Below are 24542 nucleotides of genomic sequence, written 5' to 3' on the forward strand. Positions count from 1 at the left end.
GATTGCGCCACTTGCAGCCCGCCGAGAAGGCCGGCTGGCGCATGCCTGCCATGAGTCGCCTTTTCGCCACATCGTGACCCCAATGCGGTCCTATGACGCATGACATCGTCAACGTCACATGAGGCGCAGCATGCCGCAGACAGGCTCAACGTCCACCGCCACCACACCGCTCCTGGCCATCTTCACCGATTTCGACGGAACGCTGGTCGAGCTGGCTGAAACGCCCGACGCCGTCTCCGTCCCCGACGCTCTTGCCCACCGCCTTGAACAGACCGCCCGCGAGTTCGACAGCGCCTTTGCCGTGCTGACCGGGCGTGAAATCGCCGATATCGACCGCTTCCTCTCCCCGCTTCAGCTGCCCATCGCCGGCGCCCATGGCGCCCAGCGCCGCCGGGCCGATGGCTTTGTCGAGCCTATCGACCCTGCCAGCCTGCGCGATGCCCAGGCGATCGCGGACTCCCTCTCCCCATTGCTGATCGCCCATCCCGAGCTCCTGCTGGAAACCAAGCAGGGTGCCGTCGCGCTCCATTTCCGCCAGGCGCCCGAGCTCGAAGACGCGGTGCGCACCGCCATGGACGAAGCGCTCGGCCATGTTGAAGGCTTCTCTCTTGTGCCCGGCAAGATGGTGCTTGAGGCGCGTCCACGTGGCGTCAGCAAGGGCGATGCCCTGCGCGCCTTCATGCGCGAAGAACCTTTCCTTGGCCGCACGCCGATTTTCATCGGCGACGACGTGACTGATGAGGACGCCTTCATTGCTGCCCAGGATCTGGGCGGCATCGGCATCAAGCTGGGCGAAGGCGAAACCGCGGCCCGCATGCGCATTGCCGACGTCGCCTCCGTCCACGCCCTCATCCAGGGCCTGGGCGATATTGCAGCGCGCGAACGCGAGTTCGCGCCGATCCATTGATCGCGGCCGCGGAGGGCCTGGGTCGGGCCTTCCGCCACCCGCCTGCACATCGTCTTGGCTACAGGCGCGCTGACATGCCCGCATGCGGTGCGCCCGTCATCACTCCAACGCCTGGGGGCACATTATGAGCAGATTGATTGTTGTATCCAACCGAACGCCCGGCAGGGGTCCGGCCGCCGGCGGCCTGGCCGTCGCGCTGCGCAAGACGCTGGCCGCGCGCGACGGCTTCTGGTTTGGCTGGTCGGGAAAGCTGTCGGACACGCCGTCCGAGGAAGCGCATTTCGACGACATCGACGGGCTCACCATCGCCCAGATCGATCTCACCCGCGAAGATCACCACGCCTATTACGCCGGCTTCTCCAACTCCATCCTGTGGCCCAGCTTCCACCTGCGGCTCGATCTGGCCACCATCGAGGGGCATTGGTACGAGGGCTACCGCGCCGTCAACCGCCAGTTCGCCCGCGCCCTGCTGCCGCTGCTGCAGCCCGATGACATCATCTGGGTCCATGATTATCACCTGATTCCGCTGGCCAATGAGCTGCGCAATCTGGGGGCGCGCAATCGCATCGGCTTTTATCTGCACATCCCCTTCCCCACCACCGATGCGCTCTATGCCATTCCGCACCACAATGAACTGATGCGCGATCTCTCGCGCTATGACGTGGTGGGCATGCAGGCCAATCGCGACGTCACGGCCTTTACCGAATTCGCCGACCATCAGTCGCCCTCGAGCCTGTCGGGCAATCCGCTGCGATCGGTTGATTTCACGCGCACCGAAACCGCAGCCTTCCCCATTGGCTCGGACCCCGACGCCTTCGCCCGGCTCGCGGTGACGCCGGCGGCCACCAAGATGGTCAAGCGCGTCGAGCGTTCCCTGCGCGACCAGAAGCTGATCCTGGGCGTTGACCGGCTCGACTATTCCAAGGGTCTGCCGCAGCGCATCGAGGCCTATGAAAAGCTGCTCGCCAACGACACGCGCTTCCGCCGCGCTGTGCACATGATGCAGGTGGCCCCGCCCTCGCGTGACACCATCAAGGAATATCAGGAAACCAGCGACACCCTGGACGCCATCTGCGGCCGGGTCATGGGGCGCTTTTCCGAGCCCGATTGGCAGCCGCTGACCTATGTCAAGCGCGCCTATGGCCAGCCGAGCCTGGCCGGCCTCTATCGCCTCGCCCGCGTTGGGCTGGTGACGCCGCTGCGCGATGGCATGAACCTGGTGGCCCACGAGTTCGTCGCCTCCCAGGACCCGGCCAATCCGGGCGTGTTGATCCTGTCGCGCTTCGCCGGCGCGGCCGAAATCTTCCCCGAGGCCATTCAGGTCAATCCCTTTGACACCGACGAGACGGCCGAGGCCCTGCGCATGGCGCTCGACATGCCGCTCGACGAGCGCATCGCCCGCTGGACGGCGTTGATGGAGGCCTCGCGCCGGCACAGCGTCGACAACTGGGCTGCCAGCTTCCTGGCGCGCCTGTCGCCCGATACCAGCGGCGGCGTCGGCGTCAATCGCGACATGCTGTATTTGGCCTCAACGGCCTGAGCACCATCACAGCGCGCGACGGTTTGACTACACCTGGTCCCGCTTGGCCCACGGACTTCCCGACGCAGCCAAAAGGGTGACAAGCATCTTGTTCACCGGCGTCGGGATGCCGTGCTTCTCGCCCAGGCGCACGATCACCCCATTGCGGGCATCGATCTCCATCCGGTTGCCCGCCATGCGGTCGACCTGGATGGAGCTGCCGCGCGTCCCCTCGTCCATCGTGCGGGCACTCTCGATGGTAGCCGCCACAACGCTCTCGGGGACTATGGCGCCCTCGGCGCGGGCCACGGCGGCGCATTCCGTGACGATACCGCCAATGATGTCCGCCACGTCGTTGTTCCACACCGGTCCGGTTGCCCGCAGCGTCAGCGCCGGAAAGATCGCCGCGCTGTTGCTCACCAGCTTGATCCAGACCTGCGACAGGAAATCGGCATCGGCGGACGCCGAGATCTCGGTGCCGGCGAACAGCGCCACCAGGGCCTCGCCATCAGCGCCGGCCGGTACGGAGATGATGCCGTGCCGCTGCTGCACAATCCGCCCGGGTGCTGTCCGCGCCGCCGGCAGGTTGATCATCACGGGCACCAGCTGTGCCGGCGGCACCAGATGGGAGAACAGCCGCACATGCTCCACCCCATTCTGGACGATGGCGATGCGGCTGGTCTTGTCCACCAGCCGGCTCAACCAGGGGGCCGTACTGTCCACATCATAGGTCTTGGTGGCCACCATCACCCAGTCGACCGGTTCGACATCGGCCGGATCGGTCACGACCTTGGGCCGCGCTGTGATCTGCGCTTGCGGCGTCTCAACCACCAGATCGTCAAACGGCGTGCGGGCGCACACCGTTATGGACAGCGCCGGGTTCTGTGCCAGCCAGGCGGCAATCGTGCCGCCAATGGCGCCTGGTCCGACTATGGCGATACGGGTCATTTCATGCTCCAGAAACAAAGAGGGCGGCCATTGGCCGCCCTCTTACTATCTGAAATCAATCAGCCCTGCACAACCCGGCCGCGCTGCCGGTCGGCATTGGAGCGGCCCTCATGGCGCACCGCGTCCTTCTGGCTCTTGCCCCAGCGCTGCTTGGCGCCTGCCGGCTTGGCAGCCATGGGCTTGCCGGTTTCCATGTCGCGACGCACGCCGCGGCTCGGGGCGCCCTCGGGGCGGGTCCGCGGCGCATCGGCGGCGCGGCTACGCGGGCCTTCGGCAGCGGGCCGCGAGCGCGGCGCCTCGGCTGCCGGGCGATTGCGCGGCGTGTCCGAAGGGGCGCGGTGTGGCTGGCTCTTGCCCGCGCCCTCCTTGCCGAACTCGGCAAAGGGACGACGCTCCGCCGGAGACCGGCGATCGGCCTGGGCCTGGCGCGGGTTCTTGGCGCTGCGCGGACCCGGACGGCCACCGCTGGGCTTCTTGTAGGCCGAGCGCGGCGCTTCCACCACGCCGGTATCATTGGCCAGATGCAGGTCGCCCGTATAGGGCAGCGTGCGACGGATCAGCCGTTCGACATCACGCAGCTTGCCGCGTTCGGTGCCGTCACACAGGGTGATGGCAAAGCCAGAGGCGCCGTTGCGGCCGGTGCGACCGATGCGGTGCACATAGTTTTCCGGATCATCGGGCAGTTCATAGTTGATCACATGGGTGATGCCGGGAACGTCGATACCGCGGGCGGCAATATCGGTCGCCACCAGAATGCGCACATCGCCGCTGGCAAAGCCCTTGAGCGCGCCCTGACGGGCGTTCTGGCTCTTGTTGCCATGGATGGCGGCCGCCTTGTGACCATCGATCTCGAGGTTCTTGGCGACGCGATCGGCACCATGCTTGGTGCGCGCGAAGATGATCACGCGTTCCATGTTCTCGGTTTCGCTGGCCAGCAGCTCGTTGAGCACGCCGCGCTTGGCCTTGGCGCCGGACAGGATCACGCGCTGGTCGATCTTGACCACGGTGGAACCGGCCACCGAGGCATCGACCCGCACCGGGTCCTGCAGCAGCGTCTTGGCCAGATCGGCGACTTCAGGGGCCATGGTGGCCGAGAACATCATGGTGTGGCGCTTGATGCCGATGGCCTTCACGATGGCGCGCACCGGGGCAATAAAGCCCATGTCGAGCATCCGGTCGGCTTCGTCCAGCACCAGCCAGCGCGTCTCGGCCAGCTTGATCTTGCCGTCGTCCATCAGGTCCTTGAGACGGCCGGGGGTGGCGACGGTGATGTCGACGCCGCGTTCCAGGCGCTTGACCTGATGATAGCGCGACACGCCGCCCAGCAGCAGCACGGTGTCCAGCTTCATCTTGGAGCCGGCGAACTTGCGGATGGCTTCGTCGATCTGCACCGCCAGCTCGCGCGTCGGCGCCAGGATCAGTGCACGGGTGGTCATTGGCCGCGGGCGGCCGTTGAGGGTCAACAGGCCCGCCAGGATCGGCAGGCCAAAGGCGGCCGTCTTGCCCGAGCCGGTCTGGGCAATGCCCATCATGTCGCGGCCTTCGAGCAGCTTGGGGATGGCCTGGGTCTGAATTTTGGTGGGCTCGGTGAAACCGGCCGCAGTCAGGCTGTCGGTCAGGATTTCGGGCAGGCCCAGGGAAATGAAGTCGTTCAAGTGACTATGTCTTTCTGCGCCGGATGGCGCTGCGATGCGCGCAGGACAATGCAGCGCGCAAGTCGCCAGACGCACATGCGCTGGCGGATAAACAGATGCAATCGGGCGATAATTGAGAGGTATCGCGCGGGTGCTGGCTCGAACCCGGACAAACAGTTTCCGGGCTGACTTCGCCGCTCACCGCAGGGGATAAGAAGTGAAGTCCGTCACCAAAGTCTGGCGCCTGCGGAGCCCTCTTTGGGGTCCATGCGCCGGTGACGATGCCGCCTATTTGGGCGATCACCGCTGAAATTGCAAGGACATTCGCCTATCCCCGCTGCATGGGGGGTGTGCAGACGATCGCATAATGCTGGTTTCAGTAACATGCCTGGAGCTCCGGCGCGGCCAGGCTCTGGCCTGCTTGTTCCTGGTCGCGCGCCGGGTTGAACCTAGACGACGCTGAGCCACACCTCGAGCGCACCGGCATCCACAGCCGGGGATTCCACTGCAACGATGGGTTTCCCCGTCAGGTTGAAGCGTTGCAGTTCTGCGGCAAGCCGCTCGGCGTCAGCCTTGGCGCCCGGCGCATACCGCACCTCGTTATAGCCGAACGCCTTCTCGGTGCGCTCGCCACCGCCATCCGCGCCCTGCATGTTCCACCCTTGGGCGGCCAGCGCCTGCATCATGGCCCGCACACTGTCGCGCGTCATCACCCCGCCCCACTGCACAAACACCATCTGCTTGGGCAAGTTGGCATCAGCGGTCTCAACGCCGACCGTTGCGATGGTGATCGTGTCACCGGGCTGCACACTCGTGCCGGCCTGCTGCCCGACTGGGGTGGCATCCGTTGACCCCACGCTCACCGCCGGTTCCGGCGCAACCGGAACACCGCGCGTCTGGCTCAGGGCAATCCGCTCGCCCACGTCCGGACAGCTCTCTCCCACCGCGATCAGGCAATAGACCGGCGGGAACGGACCGGGCTGGAACAGGATCGCGATCGACAGCACCACCGACCAGCCGATGAACATTGTGACCAGGAACCAACCGAGCACGGCCCGGACGCGCAGGTCGCTCACAACCACCGACAGAACTGTGGCAGCCACAGCGAAGGCAAAAAGGAAACCGCCCACCCGGATCGCCGTTTCACTGTCGATCTTATAGGCACCGACAATGCTGATCGCAGCAAAAACAGCAATGCCCGTGAGGAGCAAGACCGCAGCGTCGCGATTGACGGACAGCAACTTCTCGATTGCAGAAACGGGTGTCATAGAAGCCCCCAACGGTATAGCCCCAGCCACCGTCAGTCTTGGCGCTTCTTCGTCAGCATTCAACGCTCAAGAATACTGTACGCGTTGTTACTCATATCCCACCGTACCAGTCATAGCCGGTGTCTTCCCAATAGCCGCCGCGGCCCTTGCCGAAACCCTCGAGACTGTCGACCAGCTCGATGGTGTGCAGATATTTCGGCTGCTTGTAGCCCAGCGCCCGCTCGATGCGCAGGCGGATCGGCGCCCCATTGCTCACCGGCAACACCTGATCATTCAGCCCATAGCTGAGGATGGTCTGCGGGTGATAGGCGTCGATCAGGTCCGAGCTGGTGTAGTAAAGGATGTCGCCGGTCAGCGTGCGCTGGATATTGTCGAAGCAGTGATAGACGCAATAGCGCGCCTGCGGCTTCACCCCGGCCATATCCAGGATCGGCCCCAATTGCGTCCCCGTCCATTTGGCGATGCAGCTCCAGCCTTCCACGCAGTCATGCCGCGTGATCTGGCTGCGCGCCGGCATGTTGCGCAGCTGATCGAGCGTGAAGGACTGCGGCCGGTCCACCAGCCCCGTCACCTTGAGCGTGTAGCTGGCAAAATTCTCAGCCTTGAGGAACAGATATTCCGGCGTCGACGGATCGGTCGAGCCATTGGGTCGCTGGCCCTGGCGAATTTCGCTGGCCGAATATTCCCGCGCCAGGGCCTGGTCGCCGATCAGGGCGCGCTGGGCCTGATAGGTCAGCACATTGGCCCGTTCCATGATCTGCCGGCCCGGCCCCGTCTTGTCGGCGAGAAAGTCGAACTGGTTGCATCCCGCCAGCACCAGGCTCGAGCCGGCCAGCACCGAACTGCGCAGGAAATTGCGACGTGTGATCAGCCCGCTCATGGCTTGTCTCCTTCAACGGTCGGGGTGCCGGGGCTGGCGCGATACCAGCCGGTGATCATCGAGCGCAGCTCGTTGAGCGGCCCTGCCGCCACGACCATGAGAATGTGGATGATGAAAAACGCGACCAGGGACAGCATGACGATGAAATGGATGGTCCGCGCCGTCTGCCGCCCGCCAAACAGGTCCAGCAGCCAGGGCCAGGCCGCATTCATCCCCGGGCTCATCGTCAGCCCGGTCAGGATGATCAGCGGGAACAGGATGAAGAACACTGTGAAATAGGCAATGCGCTGCAGCGGCCCATAGGTGCGGCCGTGCTTGAAGCGGAAGGTGGCGTGATCGACCACATCGCCCGGCACGCCCTTGATGTCGGTCGGCCGCACCACGATGTCGCGGCGAATATGGCCATTGATGAAGCTGGCGACAAACCACACCAGCATGGTCGCCACAAAGATCCAGCCGAAGAAGAAGTGGATCACTCGTCCCGTCCCCAGGTCACGGAACGAGGGAATGGTCACGGCGCCCGGGAAAGCGGTGAACACCGGCCGCTCCGCCGGGCCGCTCATGCCCAGCACGCCGGTGGTGTCAAACGTCTGCCCGAACACCGTCGTGCGGCCCACCGGCCCGTTGGGCGTATTGAAGGCGCCGATCTCCAGAATGGCATTCTCGAACTCGAAGCCGGACTGCTGCCCGATATAGAGGGCAGGATGCGCGTTGAAGATCTGCAGCCCCGTCAGCAGCAGGAAGAACAGGCAGATCGCCCAGATCCAGTGCGTCACCCGTGTCCAGATGGACTGGCGGTAGATCAGCGGGCCCTTGCTCGCCACGGTATCTGCTGCTTCGCTCATCATTCCCCCTATCGGGCCGCTGTGTGCCCTGCCCCACCCCAGCAGTAACGGCTGGCGGCAGGGCAAGGCGTCGACAACACGCAAATGTTACTTCGTGGCAGGCGCCATGGCATCGGCAGCCGGTGCCATGGCATCGGCCTTCATCGCGTCGCCGCCCATGGCATCACCACCCATGGCGTCGCCCATCATGCCGTTGTGCATGTCATGACACGCCGCCGTCGCCACTTCCATCACATGCGGAAAGGTGATCATCGCCGCCTGGTCCAGGCACATCTTGAGATCATCGTCGCTCATGGGCGCCATGGCGTCCATCGCCATGGCATCGGTGGCCATCGCATCGGGGGCCATGGCGTCCGATTTCATCGCATCCTGGGCGAAGGCGGCGGGGGCAAGGGCCAGGGCCAGAACGGTGGCGGCGGCCAGCGAAACACTGCGCAGGGCAAAGGTCATATCAGTCTCCATTGATCGGACCACGCCCCAGTGGCGCGGTGATGCCCAGCCATTCGCCGCCCCTGCCCCACCGGTTACGCGATCACGCCGACGTGACCGGGATTTGTCGGTTCCAAACTTTTGCCCCAGCATGTAACCATGCCGGCATTGGCGACGAATGGATGATCAATGCAGACTGATCCCACCGAGACGCGACTGCGCGGACTGATGCTCGCTGCGCTCGACGGCGACGCTGCGGCCTATCGCACGCTGCTCGCCGAACTCGGCCGCCATCTGCGACCCTATTTCACCCGGCGGCTCACCCCCGCCTTTGCATCGCACGCGGAGGACCTCGTGCAGGATACTCTGCTGGCTGTTCATACCCGACGCATGACCTATGATCGCACCCGCCCCTTCACGGCCTGGCTGCACGCCGTCGCGCACCACAAATTCGTCGACCATGTCCGCCGCCAATCCATTCGCCTGACGGTGCCGCTTGACGATGACGCGCCCATTTTCGCGCCCGACGACCAGGCCGACGCCATCGCCCGGCGTGACCTCGATGTCGTCCTCGACACGGTGCCCGAGCGCACCAGCGACCTCATTCGCCGCACCCGTATCGATGGCGCTTCGGTCGCCGAGGCAGCTGCCGCCCATGGCATGACCGAAACGGCCGCCAAGGTGTCGATCCACCGCGGCCTCAAATCCCTCGCTGCACGCTTTGCGGGAGGCCAGAAATGACCGACGATCTCATCGAGCGCCTTGCCACCGATCTCAAGCCTGTCCGCCCCATGGCCATGCAGCGCCTCTTGATCGGCGCGACGATCCTGAGCACCATTGTTGCCGTGGTCGCCATGCTGATGTGGCTGGGCATGCGCCCCGACATGCCCGTCGCCGTCTCGACCATGAGCTTCTGGACCAAGTTCGGCTACACGCTGATCATCGGCGCCCTGGGCGGCGTGGCAACGCTCATCCTGGCGCGCCCCGACGGTCGCACCACCTGGCCCTGGCGGGCCGCCATTGCCATTCTGGCGGCGCTGCTGGTGGTGGCCATCGTCCAGCTCGTGCGCGCCGAACCCGAGGAGATGATGCCTCTGGTCGTGGGCAGCACGTCCCTGATCTGCCCCTGGCGCATCGTGGTGCTGGGCCTGCCCATGCTGCTGGCGGCCATTGTCGCGCTGCGCCGCATGGCTCCGTCCAATCCGACGCTGGCCGGCTTTGCCGCCGGCATCATGGCTGGCGGCATAGGCGCTTGGGTCTATTCCTTTGCCTGCGACGAGAACGGCATGATGTTCCTGGCGCTGTTCTATACGCTGGGCATTGTCATGGTCGGCGCCATTGGCGCCGTGCTCGGTCGCTTCCTGCTGCGCTGGTAGGCCGCTCGCGGCCTGCCCCTATTCCTCGCGCGCCGCCCAGTTGATGCCGCGCCGCAGGATGGTCGCCATCTCTGCGTTCTCGAACTCCTTGGCCTGGTGGCCAAGCGTGGAATGGAACACCCGCCCCTTGCCGTGCAGGCGCTTCCACACCACCGGCATCTTCACGCCCGCGATCCAGGGCGCGTGTTCGCCCGAAAAGGTCGTCGTCGCCAGCACATGGTTGGACGGGTCCACATGCATGTAATACTGCTCGGATGTGTAGGGGAACGACTTGATCCCGGCCATGATCGGGTCTTCGGCGTCTTCCACGTCCACCGTGTAGTCGATGATATTGCCCGGATGGGCAACCCACTGTCCGCCCACCATGAACTGATAGTCCACCGCATCGCGGAAGGCGTCGCTCATGCCGCCATGATGGCCGGCCAGCCCGACGCCGCCCTCGACGGCCTTGGTCAGGTTCGCGACCTCTTCCTTTTCGATCTTGCTCATGGTGAAGATCGGCACGATCAGGCTCAGGTCGTGGATCGAGGGGTCGGCAAATGCGCTGGTTTCGGTGGCCATGCGCACCGAGAATCCGTCCTCGTGCAGCCAGCGGCGATAGATTGCCGCGCATTCTTCCGGGTCGTGCCCCGACCAGCCACCATAGACAATCAACGCACTCTTCATGCCGCGTACTCCGCAAATCACCGCCGCGGACAATAGCCGACTGAACCGGTATTGAAACCCCGCTACGCGCTCTGGCGCTGCGGCACCAGCCGGGCAACGAAATGCAGCTTGCGCTCGAACACCCAGCTCAGCGGCGCCGGATAAAGGCCCAGTCTGGCATGCCGCTCGGCAACGCTGAGTCCGGCGCGATCCTCGGCGGCCGCCCACTGCGCGCTGTCGAGATAATTATAGGGCAGCCGCACATCGTGGCCGCGATTGCCCACCCAGTCCATCAGCCGCAATACCGGCCCGGCCAGCCAGCCCTCGCGCAGATGATCCTTGACCACCACGCCCTGCCGCGCCACGCGCGCCGCCTCTGCCAGCACGCTGGCGGGGTCGTCGGTGTGGTGCAGCACATCCACGATGGTCACATAGTCAAAGCTCTTGTCGGCAAAGGGCAGCGTCACCCCGTCATAGGCCGTCACTGGAATATGGGTCACGGGCCGCACCAGCACATCGACACCCTCGACCGCAATGTCCGGCCGCAACCGCATCACGCCCAGCGCCACCTGCCCGTCCCCGCAGCCCAGGTCGAGCACGCGCCCACCGGTGGGAATGGCCTGCGCCAGTGCCTGCGCCAGCACCTGCACGCGGCGCGCCAGGATCAACCGGCCATGCACGCTGTTGAGAAGGGTCTTGGGGGCCTGCCCGATCATGCCGGAACGAAAGCACCCAGCTGGTGCCGGGCAAAGGCCCAGCCGCGCAGCACCAGATAGTTCACGCCCGAGGTCAGCACAATCACCAGACCCGAGGCCACGGGTGTCGACATGGCAAAGACCCGGTAGAGCACGAAGCCGAACAGTGTCGCCAGCAGCAAGGCGCTGGCCTGCACAGCCAGATAGCGCGGCAGCGCCTCGACATGGGGCGCGTCGGACTGGAAGCTGAAGCGGCGGTGCAGCAGGTAGATGGGCAGGATGAACACGCCATAGCAAAGGCTGTTGACCACCCATTTGTCCAGGCCGGTGGGCAGCGCGATCATCACATTGCTCAGCAGCAGGAAACCCAGGGCACCGGCGGCGCCGATTGCGAGAAAGCTCAGGATGCCAGCGAACGCAGGGCGCTGAGGCGGCTGCGCCGACACATTGGGCATCAGGCTTTCGAGGGCAGCGCTCATGGCGGCGATCCTTGGCTATTTCTGCGATATCAACCGCTTAATGCGCCCCCGTCCCTTGCCAGCCCCTTACGGCCAGCAGTCCGGGCAAGGACAGTTTTCCGGCATGGTTGAGACAAGGTGAATCGGGCGAAACCGCGTCAGCCGACGATTTTGACCAAAAGGTCCACTATTCACTGTCACAAAACGCTGATTAACTCTGTTTTGGCCGTGACGTTGGGGTGCCGCCTGGGGCGGCCCGTTCGCCATTTGTCGAGCGTTGCTGCGCGGCCGCGGGACTGAACTGCCGTTTGGCAAACCAAGGAAAACAGGGATGAAAAATAGACTTCTTTGCGCAACAGCGCTCACCCTTTTCGTCGGCTTCTCCGGCGCCGCTCACGCCGACTTCACACTCAATATCCTGCACATCAACGACTTTCACTCGCGCTTTGATCCCATCACCGGCAGTGATTCCAACTGCAACGCCGAGGATGATGCTGCTGGCGAATGCTTTGGCGGCATCGCCCGCCTCAAGACCATCATCGACGACACCCGCGCAAAATATGCCGATGGCAACACGCTGCTGCTCTCTGCGGGCGACAATTTCCAAGGCTCGCTCTACTACACCACCTACAAGTCCAAGGTGGTCTCGGACTTCTTCAACCAGATGGGCTTTGACGTCGTTGCCACCGGCAACCACGAGTTCGACGACGGCCCGGAAGAGTTCGTCAAGTTCATCGAGGCGGCACAGTTCCCCATCATCGGCGGCAATTTCGACGTGACGCGCGATCCCAGCCTTGCCGGCAAGATCAAGGGCTCGATCGTGCTCGATGTCGGCGGCGAGAAGATCGGCATCATCGGCGCCACCACCGAAGACACCCCTGACATTTCCTCGCCCGGCGACAATGTCGAGTTCACCGACGTTATCCAGTATGTCCGCGGCGCCTCCGAGGCGTTGGACGCCGCTGGCGTCAAGAAGATCATCCTGCTCAGCCACATCGGCTACACCGTCGACCAGGATGTCGCCGCAGCACTCCCGCTGGTCGACGTGATCGTCGGCGGCCACAGCCATACGCTGCTGTCCAACACCGACGAAAAGGCGGCCGGTCCCTACCCGACCATGGTCACCAATCCCGAAGGTGTCGAAGTGCCGGTCGTGCAGGCCAACCAGTATGGCAAGTACCTGGGCGACATCGCCATCACCTGGGATGACGATGGCAAGGTCATCAAGGCCGAAGGCGCGCCCTTCCTGATCGACGCCTCGGTTACCGCCAACGATGACTTCAAGACCCAGCTCGCCAGCCTGGCTGCGCCCATCGCGGAAGCCACCGGCAAGGTGATCGGCAATGCCACCGCCGACATCGACGGTGCGCGTGAATCCTGCCGTGTTGTCGAGTGCCAGATGGGCAATCTGGTTGCAGACGCCATGCTCGATCGCGCTGCCGACCAGGGCGCGACCATCGCCATCCAGAATGGCGGCGGCGTGCGCGCGTCCATCGACGCCGGTGACATCACCGTGGGTGAAGTCATCACCGTTCTGCCCTTCTCCAACACCCTGGCCACCGTCCAGGTCAGCGGTGCCGACGTGATCGAGGCTCTCGAGAACGGCGTCTCCGACATCGAGAATGGCGCCGGTCGCTTCCCGCAGGTCGCTGGCCTGAAGTACAGCTACACCCTGGCCAAGCCGGCCGGTGAGCGCGTCAGCGATGTGATGGTCAAGGGCGACGGCGATAGCTGGATGCCCATCGACGAAGAGGCCAGCTACATCATCGCCACCAACAACTATGTGCGTGGCGGCGGCGACGGCTATGGCACCTTTGCCGAAGGCGACAACCCCTACGACTTTGGCCCGCCGCTGGAGCAGGTCCTGGCCGACTACATCGCCAAGCTGGGCGGCGACTACACCCCCTATACCGACGGCCGCATCACTGTCCTGCAGTAATCGCCGTCCCCAGAAACACGAAGGGCGCCCCACCGGGCGCCCTTTTTTTTGTGCCAAAGGCACGTATGACGGCGCAGCACCTGCGTCGGCGCGCAGTCAGACGTCGGGCGCTGGACCCTTGGTCATCGCCGCCAGAAACTCCGGTGAAGCCACCTTTGTCGCCAGCGCTCGCAATTCGGAGCCTGCACCTGTCCCCAGCACGTCATCCATGCGCCGGTTGACCGCCAGCCAGAGCTCGTACATCTGCCGGGTCTGCCTCATGCCTTTCTCGGTCAGAACTGCGCGCTTGATCCGGCCATCCTTGGCATCTGTATGTAACTCGACCACCCCATCCCGTACCAACGGGCGGAGCGCATGGGTCAGCGCCGAAACCTGGATGGAGAGCCGCTTGGCCAGGGCCTGAAGGGATGGGCCCTCGCCCCCAGGGGCACCACCGAGCTCATCGAGCCGGCTGACCAACATGGCCTGCGCCGAGGTCAACCCGGCGGGTGCAATGGCGAGGTCGTAAACCTGCGTCAGTTGCCGCGATGCCTGCCGCACAGCTGTGTGCGTGCAATGCAACACATCAAACGGTTCGACGCTGGCGACATCGGCGGGCGCAGGTCTGGTCATGGCTCATCTCCTTTCCGAAAAATAGTTGAGCACATCACCATTGACAAGAACGACCTCCCGCTCCAATTAGTTGAGCACTCAACCAAAGGAGCATTTGATGTCCTCACTCAAGACCGCCCTCATCACTGGCGCTTCATCAGGCATTGGCGCGATCTACGCCCGGCGCCTTGCCGCCCGCGGCTACGACCTCATCCTGGTCGCCCGCCGCACTGATAAACTCACAGCCCTTGCCGCCGAACTCGACCAGTCCAGTGGCGTGTCCGTGCGCACCCTTACCGCCGACCTCACGTCCGACTCCGGCATCGCCAGCATCGAGCAAGTCCTGCGCGACGAGAACATTACCGTCCTGGTCAACAATGCCGGAATGGGGCCCTTCGCCAACACGGCAACAATGACCGATGCGGACGCCATCGCCACCCTGACGCTGAACGTCACTGCGCTGATGCGCCTGACCCGCGCTGCCCTGCCCGGAATGCGGGTGCGCAAGACTGGCACGATTGTCAATGTCGGCTCGGTGATGGCGTTTTTCCCCGGGCCCATGAGCGCTCTTTACAGCGCCACCAAGTCCTTCGTGCTGACCTTCAGCCGCGGCGTGGCCGAGGAAGCCAGGGAAGACGGCGTGCTGGTACAGGCCGTGCTGCCGGCCGGCACTGTGACTGACTTTTATGAGACCGCCGGCGTGTCGATCGATAATTTTGACCGATCCGTATTCATGACAGCCGAGCAGCTTGTAGATGCCGGCCTGGTCGGCATGGATCGCGGCGAACTGGTAACCCTGCCCTCAGTTCAGGACGAGACACTTTGGGCACGTTATGACGAAGCCCGGGCAAATCTCTTTGCCGGCACGCAGAGCAGCCAGCCCGCGTCACGATACATCTGAACATCGAATTCAGCGCAAAAAAAATGGGTGCCAACGGCACCCATCTTCTCGTTTGCCAGGAGTCCTTTAGCGGCGACGCGCCAGCTGGCCCCAGACCAGCAGCACGATGACGGCACCGATCACCGAGGCGATAAAGCCCGCACCATCACCGGCAGAGTACCAGCCGATCGCCTGGCCCAGGAAGGTCGCGACCACGGAACCCACAATGCCCAGCACAGTGGTCAGAATGAAGCCGCTCGGCTTGTTGTCGCCCGGCGTAATGATCTTGGCCACAAGGCCTGCCAGAAAGCCGATGATGATCGCCCAGATGATACCCATTTTGGTCTCCTTTGAGGGTGCGTGTTCGCTTTCCCCTTCTTGAGGGTGATAAATTGTCGCACACCATGGCGATTTCAAGATGACGACGGCCCGCCGGCCGCCCAAAGCAAAAGGGCCCGCATGCCTGCGGGCCCTCGCCAAGTCCCACTGCTGATGGATCAGACCGTCAATTCGCTGCGGTCGCGATCAGTAGTCGTCGCCATGTCCAGCACCTTCTGGATGCCCGTGGCATGGCGGAAGCTCGGCTCAAGATTCTTGCCGGTCCGCACCGCCTCGACAAAGCGCATGTAATTGGTCGGCACGGGGTCAACGGCCACCTCGGTCCAGGTACCGGTTTCCGCGTCGTCGCCCAGGCAGGTGAACAGCTTGCTCCAGTCGTGGCGGTGCTGCACTTCCACCGAGCCCAGCTCGCCATAGATGCGCAGGCGCAGCTCGTTGAAATGCCCGGTTGCCCAGCGGGTGGCATGGATCACGCCCAGCGCGCCGTTCTCCAGCTGCGCCGTCATGGCAAAGCTGTCATTGGCGTCCAGGTCATATTCCCCGATGCGATTGTTCTCGGCCTTGTCGAAGGTCTCGAGCCGGCAGAACACCTTGGAGAAATCGCTGCCCGCGCCATAGGCGGCGAAGTCCAGGATATGCACGCCGATGTCACCCAGCACGCCGTTCGAGCCATGCTTCTTGCTCAGCCGCCACAGCCACTGGCTTTCCGTGCGCCAGTCGCCCCAGGCCTTGCTGACCAGCCAGCTCTGCAGATAGCTCGCCTCGAAATGCTTGACCTTGCCCACCGCGCCCGACTGCACGATGGCGCGGGCCTTCTGCAGCTGCGCCACATTGCGATAGGTCAGGTTGACCATGTTGACCAGGCCCAGCCGCTCGGCCAGCTCGGTCATTTCCATCGCCTTGGTGTGGTCCGTGGCCAGTGGCTTTTCGCAGAAGACATGCTTGCCGGCCTGCAGTGCCGCCATGGTGGTCGGATGGTGGATCGAATCGGGCGTGACATTGGCCACCGCGTCGAACTGGCCCCAGGCGATCGCCGCGTCCAGCGACCCGAAGCCGCGTTCGATGCCATGCACCTTGTTGAAGGCCTCCACGCGCGCCGGATCGACGTCCACGCCGCCCACCAGCTCGACGCCCTCAATGCCTGCAAAGGCCTTGGCATGGGTATTGGCCATGCCACCGGTACCCAGAATGAGCAACCGCATGATGTTATTCCCTCGGGCCCAGCCCAATAGTGTCTACCAACTCGTTTTCGGTCTCGACCGGACGGATGCCTCCGTCCGGATCACAGACTGCGTGGCGCTTGGCGCCAAAACGCGACGTGCTCGCGGCGCTTTGGCGTCCAAGGCTGTGCCTTACTTGAAACCTTCTTCGCCATCGTGGTGCAGTTTGGGGCCGCGTTCCACCAGTGGCTCGATGGATTTTTCCACCGGCGTATTGGGGGCGTCGTGAATTTCGGGGTGCTGGTCGGGGTTATAGGCCCAGTTCACCGCATTGCGCAGCACCAGTCCAACCGTGGAGTCGTGGTAGGTGGGATAGGTTTCGTGACCCGGGCGGAAATAGAAGATATTGCCCGCACCACGGCGATAGGTCAGGCCGCTGCGGAACACTTCGCCACCCTGGAACCAGCTGACGAACACCGTTTCCAGCGGCTCGGGCACGCTGAAGGGTTCGCCATACATTTCTTCCATCTCGAGCTCGAAATAGGCCGGCAGGCCCTTGGCGATCGGATGGCCGGGTGCGGTGACCCACAGGCGCTCGCGCTCGCCCGCCTCGCGCCAGTGCAGCGCGCAGGGGCTGCCCATCAGGCGCTTGAAGATCTTGGAGAAATGCCCCGAGTGCAGCACGATCAGGCCCATGCCTTCCCACACGCGCTTGGCAATGCGCTCGACGATCTCGTCTTCCACCTGGCCATGGGCGGCGTGGCCCCACCACACCAGCACATCGGTATTGGCCAGCGCCTCCACCGTGCAGCCATGCTCTGGTTCCTGCAGCGTGGTGGTCTTGGTGACGATATTGCTGTCGCTCTCGAGCAGCTTGGCAATGTGGTTATGCATGCCCAGCGGGTAATTCTTGGCAACGATCTTGTTCTTCTGCTCGTGAACGTTTTCGCCCCAGATCAGGGTACGGATCGGCATTGGTAGTCTCCTGCATCGTCTGATGAACGCCGGGTATCATGGAAGGGAGCCATGCCGCCGCGGCAACGTGAAGTGCTGGCGGTGGCGCCAGCACGGATCTCAATCTGGCCGGTGCGCCCCGCGCGCCGGCACATGCTGCGCCCCCAGCAAAATGTCATGCCGCGCACGCAACGCGGCAGACTCGCATCATTGCCGGGCCAGCTCACTTCTGACAGGCCCGGCAACCCCAGCGCAATGCGCTTAGCGAATGGGTTTTCCTGCGGTGTCGAAGCGGTGGATATTGTCCAACATGGGCGTGATGTGGACCACTTCGCCGCTCTTGTAGCTGTTCACGCCATCCAGCCGCACCACCACGGGCTCCTCGGTGCCCATTTCCAGGTACACATAGGAATCTGCGCCCAGGTTCTCGGTGTGGATCACCGTGCCCTGCCACATCCCCTCGCCGGGCGTGATGGTGATGTGCTCGCCACGGATGCCGACAGTGTGCGCATCCAGCTTCTGCGCCAGATCACCCCCGATGAAGTTCATCTTCGGCGAGCCGATGAAGCCGGCCACGAACACCGAATTGGGCGACTCATAGAGCTCCATGGGCGTGCCCACCTGCTCGATGTGGCCATCGCGCAGCACGCAGATGCGATCGGCCAGCGTCATGGCTTCCACCTGATCGTGCGTCACATAGATCATGGTCACATTGTCCATGCTCTCATGCAGCTTGGCGATCTCGATGCGGGTGGCCACGCGCAGCGCCGCATCGAGATTGCTGAGCGGCTCGTCGAACAGAAACACCTTGGGATCGCGAGTGATGGCCCGGCCGATGGCCACGCGCTGGCGCTGGCCACCCGACAACTGCTTGGGCAGGCGGTCAAGATACTGCCGGATCTGCAGCATGTCGGCCGCCTTCTCCACCCGGCGACGGATCTCGCTCTTGTCATGACCCTTCTCCAGGGTCAGCCCGAACGCCATGTTCTCATAGACCGTCATATGCGGATAAAGCGCATAGGACTGGAACACCATGGCGATGCCGCGCTTGGACGGGGCCAGGGCATTGACCACCTTGCCGTCGAACAGCATTTCGCCCGAGGTAATGTCCTCCAGGCCCGAGATCAGGCGCAGCAGGGTGGACTTGCCACAGCCCGAGGGCCCCACGAACACCATGAACTCGCCCTTGCGGACTTCCAGGTTGACGCCCTTGATCACCTCGACAACGCCAAAGGCCTTGCGAATGTTGCGAAGCTCGATGCTTGCCATGTCTTGTTCTCCCTAACCTTTGACGCCGCCGGCGGTGAGGCCGGACACGATCTTGCGCTGGAACACCAGCACCAGGGCCACCAGCGGCACGGTCACGATGACCGAGGCTGCCATGATGATCCCCCATGGAATTTCATACTGCGAGCCACCCGACAGCAAGGCGATGGCCACCGGCACGGTGCGGGTATCGTTCGACGAGGTGAAGGTGAGCGCAAACAGGAACTCGTTCCACGCCCCGATGAAGGCCAGCAGGCCCGTCGTCACCAGCGCCGGCCACATCAGCGGCATGAACACCCGCGTGATGATGACCCAGGGGCTGGCGCCATCCACGATGGCGGCTTCCTCGATTTCCACCGGCAGGTCGCGCATGAAGGTGGTCAACACCCACACGGTGAACGGCAGCGTGAAGATCGTGTACGAGAAGATCAGGGCCCAGGGCGTATTGTAGATGCCCAGCGCGCGGATCAACTCGAACAGGCCCGACAGCACGGCGATCTGCGGGAACATCGACACCGCCAGGATCACCATCAGCAGGAACCCGCGCCCGCGGAACCGCACGCGGCTGAGCGCAAACGCAGCTGTCACAGCCAGGAAGAGCGCGATGACCACCGTCAGCGACGCGACGAAGATCGAGTTGAGCAGATTGCGCGGGAAACTGCCCTGGCTCAGCACCGCCTGATAGTTCTCGAAGCTGAACGAGGTCGGCCAGTAGCTGACGCGGAAGATGTCCGTGCCTTGTTTGAAGCTGGTCAGGATCGCGTAGTAGAACGGGAACACCGAGACCACCACGATGAAGACGACTGCTGCGTAGAACAGCGTGGTCTTGACGATCTTCCACAGATTGAGCGTTGCAGGCATCAGCGATCTCCCCCGTCGAACCGCACCTTGCCCAGCCAGATATAGAGGATGGTCAGCAGCGCGATGATCAGGAACAGCAGGGTCGACATCGCCGACCCATAGGCAAACTTGTCAAAGTCGAAAAGGTTTTCGCGCGCCAGCACGCTCATGGTCTTGGTGGCCGAGCTATTGGGCGTGAGCACATAGATCAGGTCGAAGATGCGCAGGGCATCGAGCAGGCGGAAGATGATGGCCACCATCAGCGCGGGACGCACCAGCGGCAGGGTGATCCGGAAGAACTGCTTGACCGGATGCACGCCGTCGATCTCGGCGGCCTCATAGATATCCTTTGGCACCATCTGCAGACCCGCCAGGATCAGCAGGGCCATGAAGGGCGTGGTTTTCCAGATGTCCACGATCAGCACCGCCGTCATCGCCGTGTCGGCGGTCGCGGTCCAGGCCACCTTCTGGCTCAGCAGGCCCAGCCGCAAGCCCAGATCGTTGAGAATGCCGAACTGGTCATTGAGCATCCAGCTCCACATCTTGGCCGAAACGATCGTCGGGATCGCCCACGGGATCAGGATGGCGGCGCGGACAATGCCGCGGCCCTTGAATTCGGCATTGAGCACCAGCGCCACCAGCATGCCCAGCACAGCCTCAAGGCTCACCGATACCACGGCGAACCGCAGCGTGTTCCACACCGCATTCCACCAGGAGGGATCCACGAGCAGGCCGCGGTAGCGCACCGCACCACTGTCGAGCACCTGGACGCGCAGATAGTTGCTGAACCCCACCCATTCGGCGCCGTCGATATTGTTCAGTGAGGCGTCAGTGAACGAGAAATAGATGGACCGAAGCAGCGGCCATCCGGCCACCACGGCCAGCGCAATGAGCATCGGCAGCAGGAACCACCGCGCGGCACGCACGCGCTGCTGCATCAGTTCCGATTTGATCTTGCCGCCAGTTACCGCCCCCGGCGCAGCCATCGCTTCTGTGGCCATCTTGGCCTCCTCCCCTAGTGTCGATCATTATGCAAAGCGGACGGTCCGGGGTCTCCGGGCCGCCCGCCTTGCCTTGGGCTGCCGGGAGGACTTACCAGGCGTCGCCCTTGAGATCGGTCAGGTCAGCCTCGAGGCCTTCCAGGTTCTCGGCGGCAGTGCCATTGCCCGACAGGGTGTTGTGCACGGCACTCCAGAACAGCGAGGAGACCTCGTTGTACTTGATCTTGGTGGGAGCGGACGGACGCGGCACGGCCTGCTCGAAGATGGCCTTCCAGTTCGCCATGAAGGGCGAGGCTGCCAGCACGTCGGCATCTTCATAAAGTGCCGGGATGGTGGGCAGGTTGGACTGGTTGATGGCGCGTTCCTTCTGCACTTCCTCAGAACCCAGGAACAGAGCGAGCTTGATCGCTTCTTCCGGATCCTGCGAGTACTTGGAGACAGCCACGTTCCAGCCGCCAAGGGTTGCAGCCGAGCGTGCGCCTTCGCCGTCACCGGCCGGCAGCGGCGCCACATCGAACTTGCCCTTCACGGCAGAGTCGTCGCTGTTGCCCAGGGCGTAGGCGTAGGGCCAGTTGCGCATGAACACCGAGTTGCCCAGCTGCCAGACGCCACGGCTCTCTTCTTCCTGGTAGGCAAGATTGCCTTCCGGCGAGATGGTGCCGATCCAGCTGGCCGCACGGTCAATAGCCGCTGCAGCCTGCGGGTTGTTGATCGAAATGGTGCCATCGGCTTCCACGATCTGGCCGCCGCCATTGGACTTCACCCATTCCAGGGCGTCGCAGGTCAGGCCTTCATAGGCATTGCCCTGGAACACAAAGCCGTACATCTCGGCATTGCCGGCTGCACGTTCGCCATCCATGATTTCCTGAGCGGTGGCAGCCATCTCGTCCCAGGTGGCCGGGACGGGCTTGTTGTACTTCTCAAGCAGGTCCTTGCGGTAGAACAGGGCCGGCGCGTCGGTGAAGGCCGGAATGGCGACCAGCTTGCCGTCCACAGTCTGCGACTCGATGATCGAGGGGAAGTGGCTGCCCGCCACATCCTTGGCGGCTTCGGTCAGGTCCAGGAACTGGTCTGCCAGCTGCGGAGCCCAGATCACGTCGGTCTGGTAGACGTCGATGTCGGTGTTGCCGGCAGCAAGCCACAGCTTGTACTGGCCGAACTGGTCGGAGGTCGACGACGGCATCGGCACGATGGTGACCTTGTTGCCGGTCTCGGCCTCGAACTTGTCGAGCTGGCTGCGCAGGAACGCAAGCCCGTTGCCGGTGTCGCCCGACACGATCGACAGCTCGGCGGCCTGGGCAGAACCCACAACCAGCGTCACGCTGGCCAGAAGACCGACCAGAAGCTTGTTCAATTTCATTAGATATCCTCCCGAATGAACCTGATCTCGGGAAGGCACGGCAGCATGGCCAGCGCCGCGCGCAGGCCGAACTCCGTATCTCCTCCCTCAAAGCGCCCTTACCGACGGGCTTTATCGCCGTCATTTCAAAGCGCTTTGAACGAAAAAGAACCAGAGCGCCGATTTCCTGTCAAGCGCCCGCATTGCGAAATCTTCACAACTGCATCGATGCAGAGAAATTATGAATTGAAAATCAATACGTTACAAATTTGCTTGGTCGGAACTGGTTAATTTCCGCGGATATGGCTTGATGTACGCACCTCATGGCAGGGCGCATAAAACTGGGGGCTTGCGCCAAAATTTGAAATCGCTTTGAATGCGCTACGGAGGAGGAGACAGGAAGCGCTGTTCAAGGCGCCCTGTGTGTCCTATTGGCATGGGCGCGACTGCAGCTGTGTGCATCAGACCAGCTGTGCGCACACCTTGCCGAGGGCCATTTACAGCAATGAGACTGAAGGATCTGGCCGAGCATCTCGGCCTCTCGCAGACCACTGTCAGCCGCGCGCTCAATGGCTATCCCGAAGTCAGCGAGACCACGCGCCTGCGCGTCGCCGAGACGGCCGCCCGTCTGGGCTATCGCCCCAATGCCAGCGCGCTGCGCCTGGCCACGGGACGCTCGGGCGCCGTTGGCCTGGTCCTGCGCGGCGTGGGCGAACTGGGTCCGCATATGAGCGAATTTGTCGCCGGCATGAGTGGCCGCATGGGCGCCGAAGAGATCGATATCCTGCTCATCACTGTGGATAATTTCCAGGAGGAAATGGCCGCCTACCGCCGTCTGGCCGCCAGCCAGAAAGTCGATGCGGTCGTGCTGCATTCGCCAACGCTCAAGGATCAGCGTGCTGAACTGTTGCTCGAGCTCAAGATGCCGTTCATCCTGCATGGCCGCACCGACATCGGCACCACTGTCCCCTGGCTCGACATCGACAATCGCGCGGCGGTCGAGCGCGCCACCAGCCACCTGCTCGATCTGGGCCATCGCCGCATCGCCATTCTCAATGGCCTCAAGGGCCGCACCTTCGCCGAACATCGCGAACTGGGCTATCGCACGGCGCTCGCCGCGCGCGGCGTGACGCCCGATCCGGCCCTGGTCGGCAATTCCGTCTTCACCGACGAAGTGGCCTTCCGCATTGCCCAGTCCATGCTGGAGCTGCGCCCGCGTCCAACGGCCTTCCTGGCCGGCTCGATGATGACGGCTCTGGGCGTGTTCCGTGCCATTCGGCAGGCGGGCCTGGTGCTGGGCAAGGATGTCTCCATGATTGCCCATGACGACGTCTTTCCCTATCTCAACGCCGACAACATGTACCCGTCCATGTCCACCACGCGCTCGTCCATCCGCGCGGCCGGCGTGCGCATCGCCGAACTGATCCTGTCCATCCTGGCGGGCAAGCCGCCCGAAGATGTGCATGAACTCTGGCCGGTGGAACTGGTGCTGCGCGAGAGCTCTGGGCCCCCGCCGTTCTGACCGGCAACCGGGCGCTCAGGCAATGCGCAACAGGTGATTGTCGAACTGAAAGTCGAACTGCCGGGCCGCGCGGTCGGCACCGGCTATCCCCACCAGCGCCCCCAATCCGCTGCTGGCGACAAAGCCCGCACCATCCGCTGCCAGGCCACATCCACTGCGCAGATTGTCCACCAGCACCGGACGCCGGCCCTCGGCATCAATGGTCACCAGTAGATTGCCCTCGGGCGAGGACACCGCGATCGCCGCCCCGTCGCTGGACGCGGCCACCGACCCCACATAGTTGCGCAGGCCTGCCAGCGTCTCGACTGGTAGCTCCAACAGGGTGATTTCGCCGTCCATGCTCGCGTGACCCACCAGTTGCGGACTGTCGCTCGGCGCGCCCTTGTACTGGCAACCGAACCACACCCGCCCGCGCGCATCGATGGCCATGTGCCGGATCGACAGCTGGTGCAGCCCGGCATCGAGCCGCAGCTGCCCCACCAGCGCCCCGTCGCGGCGGTCGATGAACACCACCGAAGGGTCCATGGTGTCGAGGTTCAGCTCAGCCCGGCCATAGTCGGGATGGGTCTCGATGCCCCCATTGGCCACCACCAGCGTCACGCCATCGGGCATCAGCAGCATTTCATGCGGCCCGGTGCCATAGGTGGGGAATTCGCCCATCCGCCGATAGCCGTCGGTGGCGTCATAGATGCCCACCACACCCTGCGCCGCCTCGAAATCACTCTCGGTGGCGTAGAGCAGCCTGCCGTCGGGGGAGAAGACGCCATGGCCGAAGAAGTGCCGCCCGGCAGGGCTGGTCAGCGTCACCGGCGCGGCCTGTCCGGCAGGATCGAACACCACCGCAAAGGTCCCGGGCTGGCGGGCAAAGACCACACCGCGCCCCGCTTGCGCACTGATGGTCACGTCATGGCCGCGGTCCGGCAGGGCCACCTGCGCAATGACATCGCCGGCCTCGCCAAGCAGCACCGCGCCATAACTTCCATTAGCCGTCTGCACGGCACTGGCGAACACCAGCTCATTGCGTTCCAGTGCCGCGACCTGCCGCGGCAACAGGCTCGCGGCAAAGCCGGCGCCCGCGGCCCGAAGAAATGCGCGGCGCTGCCACAT

25 protein-coding genes are annotated in these 24542 nt (G+C 63.8%); 7 read left to right on the top strand and 18 right to left on the bottom strand.

Translation table 11 applies throughout. The annotated features are described in order from the left end of the window. Positions 1 to 130: 130 nt before the first annotated feature. Together otsB and K1177_RS10765 are read left to right on the top strand one after the other, a co-directional pair. A complete protein-coding gene (gene otsB / locus K1177_RS10760; RefSeq protein ID WP_224703297.1) occupies positions 131 to 907 on the top strand; it encodes a trehalose-phosphatase in 777 nt (258 codons plus the stop codon). 124 nt (positions 908 to 1031) lie between these two features. Next, the gene (locus K1177_RS10765) at positions 1032 to 2447 is read left to right on the top strand and encodes an alpha,alpha-trehalose-phosphate synthase (UDP-forming) (protein ID WP_224703298.1); all 1416 of its coding nucleotides are present in this window, start codon (positions 1032 to 1034) and stop codon (positions 2445 to 2447) included. Between the two features lie 27 nt (positions 2448 to 2474). Here K1177_RS10765 and K1177_RS10770 read toward each other — a convergent pair whose 3' ends face one another. The 6 genes from K1177_RS10770 to K1177_RS10795 form a co-directional block, all read right to left on the bottom strand. Next, positions 2475 to 3374: a 2-dehydropantoate 2-reductase gene (locus tag K1177_RS10770; protein WP_224703299.1), complete on the bottom strand. Its 900-nt coding sequence runs from the start codon at positions 3372 to 3374 to the stop codon at positions 2475 to 2477. Between the two features lie 59 nt (positions 3375 to 3433). Further along, entirely contained in the window at positions 3434 to 5029 is a 1596-nt protein-coding gene (locus K1177_RS10775) for a DEAD/DEAH box helicase (protein ID WP_224703300.1), read from the bottom strand. 428 nt (positions 5030 to 5457) lie between these two features. Further along, positions 5458 to 6339, bottom strand: coding sequence for a hypothetical protein (locus K1177_RS10780; RefSeq protein WP_224703301.1), 882 nt, complete (start codon positions 6337 to 6339; stop codon positions 5458 to 5460). A gap of 28 nt (positions 6340 to 6367) precedes the next feature. Further along, positions 6368 to 7156 carry a molybdopterin-dependent oxidoreductase gene (locus tag K1177_RS10785; protein WP_224703302.1) on the bottom strand — a complete coding sequence of 263 codons (789 nt, stop codon included), beginning with the start codon at positions 7154 to 7156 and terminating at the stop codon, positions 6368 to 6370. Then, positions 7153 to 8001, bottom strand: coding sequence for a cytochrome b/b6 domain-containing protein (locus tag K1177_RS10790; RefSeq protein ID WP_224703303.1), 849 nt, complete (start codon positions 7999 to 8001; stop codon positions 7153 to 7155). The genes K1177_RS10785 and K1177_RS10790 overlap by 4 nt, the downstream gene beginning before the upstream one ends. Positions 8002 to 8088: 87 nt before the next feature. After that, a complete protein-coding gene (locus tag K1177_RS10795) occupies positions 8089 to 8451 on the bottom strand; it encodes a pentapeptide MXKDX repeat protein (RefSeq protein WP_224703304.1) in 363 nt (120 codons plus the stop codon). Between the two features lie 195 nt (positions 8452 to 8646). Between K1177_RS10795 and K1177_RS10800 the strand changes: the two genes are divergently transcribed. Together K1177_RS10800 and K1177_RS10805 are read left to right on the top strand one after the other, a co-directional pair. After that, positions 8647 to 9171, top strand: coding sequence for a sigma-70 family RNA polymerase sigma factor (locus tag K1177_RS10800; RefSeq protein WP_224703736.1), 525 nt, complete (start codon positions 8647 to 8649; stop codon positions 9169 to 9171). Then, the gene (locus K1177_RS10805) at positions 9168 to 9806 is read left to right on the top strand and encodes a DUF1109 domain-containing protein (protein WP_224703305.1); all 639 of its coding nucleotides are present in this window, start codon (positions 9168 to 9170) and stop codon (positions 9804 to 9806) included. Before K1177_RS10800 ends, K1177_RS10805 begins: the two co-directional genes overlap by 4 nt. A gap of 18 nt (positions 9807 to 9824) precedes the next feature. Here the strand turns inward: K1177_RS10805 and K1177_RS10810 are convergent, their stop codons facing one another. The 3 genes from K1177_RS10810 to K1177_RS10820 form a co-directional block, all read right to left on the bottom strand. Further along, complete coding sequence (locus tag K1177_RS10810; RefSeq protein WP_224703306.1) at positions 9825 to 10472, bottom strand: ThuA domain-containing protein; 648 nt, start codon at positions 10470 to 10472, stop codon at positions 9825 to 9827. A 62-nt stretch (positions 10473 to 10534) separates the two neighbouring features. Further along, the gene (locus K1177_RS10815) at positions 10535 to 11167 is read right to left on the bottom strand and encodes a class I SAM-dependent methyltransferase (protein WP_224703307.1); all 633 of its coding nucleotides are present in this window, start codon (positions 11165 to 11167) and stop codon (positions 10535 to 10537) included. Beyond that, on the bottom strand, positions 11164 to 11625 hold the full coding sequence (locus K1177_RS10820; protein WP_224703308.1) for a GtrA family protein: 462 nt from the start codon (positions 11623 to 11625) through the stop codon (positions 11164 to 11166). The genes K1177_RS10815 and K1177_RS10820 overlap by 4 nt, the downstream gene beginning before the upstream one ends. Positions 11626 to 11935: 310 nt before the next feature. Between K1177_RS10820 and K1177_RS10825 the strand changes: the two genes are divergently transcribed. Continuing rightward, complete coding sequence (locus K1177_RS10825; protein ID WP_224703309.1) at positions 11936 to 13543, top strand: bifunctional metallophosphatase/5'-nucleotidase; 1608 nt, start codon at positions 11936 to 11938, stop codon at positions 13541 to 13543. A 96-nt stretch (positions 13544 to 13639) separates the two neighbouring features. On the opposite strand, the gene K1177_RS10830 is transcribed toward K1177_RS10825, so the two are convergent. After that, complete coding sequence (locus K1177_RS10830) at positions 13640 to 14155, bottom strand: MarR family winged helix-turn-helix transcriptional regulator (RefSeq protein ID WP_224703310.1); 516 nt, start codon at positions 14153 to 14155, stop codon at positions 13640 to 13642. A 97-nt stretch (positions 14156 to 14252) separates the two neighbouring features. Here K1177_RS10830 and K1177_RS10835 point away from each other — a divergent pair, with 97 nt between their 5' ends. After that, on the top strand, positions 14253 to 15035 hold the full coding sequence (locus K1177_RS10835) for an SDR family NAD(P)-dependent oxidoreductase (RefSeq protein WP_224703311.1): 783 nt from the start codon (positions 14253 to 14255) through the stop codon (positions 15033 to 15035). 66 nt (positions 15036 to 15101) lie between these two features. Here K1177_RS10835 and K1177_RS10840 read toward each other — a convergent pair whose 3' ends face one another. From K1177_RS10840 to K1177_RS10870, 7 genes are all read right to left on the bottom strand, one after another. Next, a complete protein-coding gene (locus tag K1177_RS10840) occupies positions 15102 to 15353 on the bottom strand; it encodes a GlsB/YeaQ/YmgE family stress response membrane protein (RefSeq protein ID WP_224703312.1) in 252 nt (83 codons plus the stop codon). Between the two features lie 158 nt (positions 15354 to 15511). After that, positions 15512 to 16555: a Gfo/Idh/MocA family protein gene (locus K1177_RS10845; protein ID WP_224703313.1), complete on the bottom strand. Its 1044-nt coding sequence runs from the start codon at positions 16553 to 16555 to the stop codon at positions 15512 to 15514. A gap of 150 nt (positions 16556 to 16705) precedes the next feature. After that, positions 16706 to 17488, bottom strand: coding sequence for a ThuA domain-containing protein (locus K1177_RS10850; protein ID WP_224703314.1), 783 nt, complete (start codon positions 17486 to 17488; stop codon positions 16706 to 16708). 240 nt (positions 17489 to 17728) lie between these two features. Beyond that, a complete protein-coding gene (locus K1177_RS10855; RefSeq protein WP_224703315.1) occupies positions 17729 to 18736 on the bottom strand; it encodes an ABC transporter ATP-binding protein in 1008 nt (335 codons plus the stop codon). 12 nt (positions 18737 to 18748) lie between these two features. Beyond that, complete coding sequence (locus tag K1177_RS10860; protein WP_224703316.1) at positions 18749 to 19594, bottom strand: carbohydrate ABC transporter permease; 846 nt, start codon at positions 19592 to 19594, stop codon at positions 18749 to 18751. Then, on the bottom strand, positions 19594 to 20574 hold the full coding sequence (locus K1177_RS10865) for a carbohydrate ABC transporter permease (RefSeq protein WP_224703317.1): 981 nt from the start codon (positions 20572 to 20574) through the stop codon (positions 19594 to 19596). Before K1177_RS10865 ends, K1177_RS10860 begins: the two co-directional genes overlap by 1 nt. A 91-nt stretch (positions 20575 to 20665) precedes the next feature. Further along, entirely contained in the window at positions 20666 to 21934 is a 1269-nt protein-coding gene (locus K1177_RS10870; protein ID WP_224703318.1) for an ABC transporter substrate-binding protein, read from the bottom strand. Between the two features lie 484 nt (positions 21935 to 22418). Here K1177_RS10870 and K1177_RS10875 point away from each other — a divergent pair, with 484 nt between their 5' ends. After that, positions 22419 to 23435, top strand: a complete 1017-nt coding sequence (locus tag K1177_RS10875; protein ID WP_224703319.1) for a LacI family DNA-binding transcriptional regulator — start codon at positions 22419 to 22421, stop codon at positions 23433 to 23435. Between the two features lie 15 nt (positions 23436 to 23450). Here K1177_RS10875 and K1177_RS10880 read toward each other — a convergent pair whose 3' ends face one another. Further along, the gene (locus K1177_RS10880; RefSeq protein WP_224703320.1) at positions 23451 to 24542 is read right to left on the bottom strand and encodes a DUF1513 domain-containing protein; all 1092 of its coding nucleotides are present in this window, start codon (positions 24540 to 24542) and stop codon (positions 23451 to 23453) included.

It is taken from the genome of Devosia aquimaris, from assembly GCF_020169335.1.
In the GTDB taxonomy this organism is placed as follows: domain Bacteria; phylum Pseudomonadota; class Alphaproteobacteria; order Rhizobiales; family Devosiaceae; genus Devosia; species Devosia aquimaris.